Below are 3524 nucleotides of genomic sequence, written 5' to 3'. Positions count from 1 at the left end.
GTCGGTCTTGCCCCAACTGCCGAGCGCCTTGACCCACACGTTGCTCTCACCGGTAACCGGCGTATGGCGCAGGCGCTCGCCCACGGCATCGCGTACCTGGCGGCTGTCATTGATCAGCATTGTGCCGATGGCCGGGTAGATTTCTCCCGACAGCTGCTGGAAACCCGACTGCGCCGTGGCTGCCGAGTCTGACCGCAGGATGCTGTCGTACACCGGATTACCGGCGCCCAACTGCTCGGCGGCCGCCGCCACCGAACGCTGGTTACGAGTGGCACCGACACTGGCGAAACTCGCATCACTGCGGGCAATGCCCAGTTGCACACCGTTGGCGGCATAGTCGAGGGTGCCGCCGAGGAACAGGTAGTTGGGCAACACGGCACCGAACTGGCCCTGGATCCCGCCAGCCGCCTGGAGGATGTTGTACTGGCGCCCCACCAGGCTTTCCGCCTGTTGCAGGCTGAGCAGGGTCGGGCTGTTTTCCAGGGCCAGGGTCACGGTGCCGCCGCCGAGGATTGCCTTGCCCGTGGCGACAATCCGGTCGCTGGTGGTGGGGGTGAGTTCGACCGCATAGGTGGAGCCGGCGGCGAGGTTTACATCCCCGGCCACCTGCAAGGTGCCCACGGAATTGCCCGGCGCCACGGTGCCGCCGCTATTGACCTGTAACGCCGCGATGCGACCGGAGCCGCCCAACGTGCCGCTGTCATTGACCGTCACCGCGGACGTCAGCGAGCCATTCACCGCCAACCGGCCGCCATTCACGGTGGTCGGGCCACGGTAGGTGTTTTCGCCCGCCAGGATCAGGCTGCCCGCACCGGACTTGGTCAGGCTGCCTTCGTAGATACGCTGGGCCGCGGCTGCCGCACGGGCAGTGCCAACGGCATAGTCCGTCTGGTCCTGCTGACTCGCGCCGGCGCCCACGCCGTTCTCCCAGCCCTTGTCGCGCAGGGTTTGCTGCCAGGCCAGGGTTTCGGCGCTGTCTTCGGCCTGACGCTGGATCAGCGCCTTGTCGGAGATCGCATTGCTCCACACATCGCCCTGCCCGGCCGCCAACGTGACATTCATCGGCCCGAGCAATTGCCCGGGCCCGTGCATTGCTCGGCCAAGGTCCGGCACGCCCCAGCCGACCTGAGTGGTCGGTGCATCGGTGACCGCGCCATTGAGCTGGGTGGCCGTGGTCAACAGCACCTGCAAGGCCTGTTCATTGTTCAGGTATGGATAGCGTTCCATCACCAGCGCCAGTGCGCCGGTGGCATGGGGCGCCGACATCGAGGTGCCTGATTTCACCCCATAACCGCCATCGGGAATGGTGCTGTTGATCAACGCCCCGGGGGTGGAAATGCACCAGTACTTGGCGATGCCGCACTGGTTGTATTTCTGGTTGTTCGCCTTGTCCAGGCCCGATACCGCCAGCCAGTGGCCTTCCAGCTCCGGCTGGAAATAAGGCAAGGCCGAACGCACGCTGGCGTTGGCGTAGCCGCTGTTGCCAGCACTGAACACGTTGATCACCCCGGCCTTGGCCACCTCCGCAGCGGCATCCAGCCAGGTGTTCTGGTTGTAGTGCTGGGCATAGGCAGCGTGCAGGTCGCCAATGGTCTGGTAGCTGACATCCTTGGGTTGGCTGCCCCAACTGTTATTGATCGCGCGCACGCCGGAATCCACCAGCGCGCTGTACACCGCCTTGAAGTACTTGGGGTCTGGCGTGGGGCCGAACAGGAAGCTGTCGCTGGCGTTGGTGTTGCCGACGTAGATCTGCGCGTTGTACGCCACGCCGTGCATGCCCACGCCATCGCGGGCTGCGCCCATGGTGCCGGTCACGTGGGTGCCGTGGGAGTCATTGTTTGGGTTGAGCGCGCCGGTGGTCGTGAAGGGGCTGCCATCGACGTAGGTGCCGCTGGCGGTGACCGCGTGATAGCGGTTTTTTGAGGCTTCGGGATGGTTGGGGTCGAAACCCGAATCCAGAGCGCCGATCTTCACGCCACTGCCGGTGATGCCGCTCGCATAGGCCTCGTTGGCTTTCATCCGCTCCAGGCCCCAGTCGCTCTGGAACTCGGCGGAACGCCAACTGCCGGGGTCGCCGACTTTGCCGGCTTCGATGTACTGCCCGTGGGCCGCCACTGACAGCAGCAGCAAGGAGCCTGCGGTGAAGGGTTTGAAGCGAGGTGAACCAGTGATCATGAAGAGTCCTTTTTCTTATTGTTGAAATACCTGTGGCGGGGGAGCTNNCTCGCCACAACAAGCGCCCTTGCCACAGAAAACTCCCTTGCCAAAACAAGCGCCCATGCCACCAAAGCTCCCTTGCACCAAGTGCTACTCGTCCAGGCATCAGCGGCTCTCAGGACCAAACGCCTCGTCCACCTTGGCCAGGTCGGTGTCACGCAAGTTGCCCGCGTAGTAATGCAATTTGGTCCAGGCCATCAGGTAGTCGTACCGTGCCTGGGCCAGGTCGCGACGGGTGCTGTACAACTGCTGCTCGGCGTTCAGCGCATCGAGGTTGACCCGCTCGCCCCCGAGGATGCTTTGCTTGGTCGAGACCACCAGCGCTTCAGCCGAAGTCAGCGCCTTTTGATACGCCCGCAACTTGCTGACGCCCGACAGGCAAGCACTGAACTGGCGTCGCAGTTCGATCAGGGTTTCGCGGGTCTTGCCTTCCAGTTCGTACTCGGCCTGCTCCATGGCGCGGCTGGCCTGGCGGGTGGAAGCCGAGACGCCGCCACCGGCATACAACGGCATGCTGACTTCGATGCCGATGGTGTTGGTGTCGTAGCGCTGGTTGTAGGTGTTGCCGCTGTCGGATTCCTGCTGGCGCGAGCTGGCATACGCCGTGATGCGTGGCAGGTGCCCCGAACGGTTGCGCTCCACTTCATAACGCGCCACTTCCACGGACTGGCGTTGCGAGGCCAGGTTGGGGTTGTTGGTCAGCGCCAGTTCGTGCCAGGTGTCGTAATTGGCCGGGGTCAGGGTGAAGGCGGCAAACCCCGGGTTCAGCGGCGCCAGGTCGTTGATATTGACGCTCTGCACGCCAATCAGCGCCCCGAGTTCGCGCAGCGAGGCGTCCTGTTCATCCAGCGCCTGGATCTCTTCGGCAGTCGCCAGCTCATAGCGCGACTCGGCCTCCAGGATGTCGGTGCGGGTGCCCTCGCCCTGCTGGAACAGATGCTGGTTCTGCTGGAACTGCTGCTCGTAGGCCTTTTTCTTGGCGCGGGCAATGTCGATCTGGTCCTGGGCAAACAACGCCTGGGTGTAATAGGTCAGCACCCGCACCAGCAGCGCCTGGCTCTTGTCGCGGAAGCTCTCGTCGGCAAACAGTGCCTGGGCCACGCCCTTGCGGTAGTTGGCATAGGCTTCGTAGTCGAACAGCGGCTGTTGCAGGGTGAACGTGGAGCCATAGCTGTTGTAGTTGCGGTCATCGTGATAATTGCCGCCGCGCCCGTCGGGCAAGGTGGCCTGGGAGTTGTTGCGGCCCTTGTTGTAGTTGTACGAGAGCTTGGGCAGCAGGCCGGCGCGGCCGATGGTGCGGTTTTCCA

Annotated in this window: 2 protein-coding genes; both read right to left on the bottom strand. The window is 63.9% G+C overall.

The window, feature by feature from the left end; genetic code table 11:
* Window positions 1–2175 (bottom strand): autotransporter serine protease (locus HX846_RS32505; RefSeq protein ID WP_178966984.1); only part of this gene is annotated, 2175 nt, incomplete at its 3' end.
* 147 nt (window positions 2176–2322) lie between these two features.
* Window positions 2323–3524, bottom strand: a 1202-nt coding sequence (locus HX846_RS32500; protein ID WP_178966983.1) for a TolC family outer membrane protein, incomplete at its 5' end; no start/stop codon positions are given.

This window comes from Pseudomonas sp. K5002, assembly GCF_013386655.1.
In the GTDB taxonomy this organism is placed as follows: domain Bacteria; phylum Pseudomonadota; class Gammaproteobacteria; order Pseudomonadales; family Pseudomonadaceae; genus Aquipseudomonas.
Note: the sequence above shows the minus strand (reverse complement) of the source record. Positions and strands in the feature narration are given on the sequence as shown.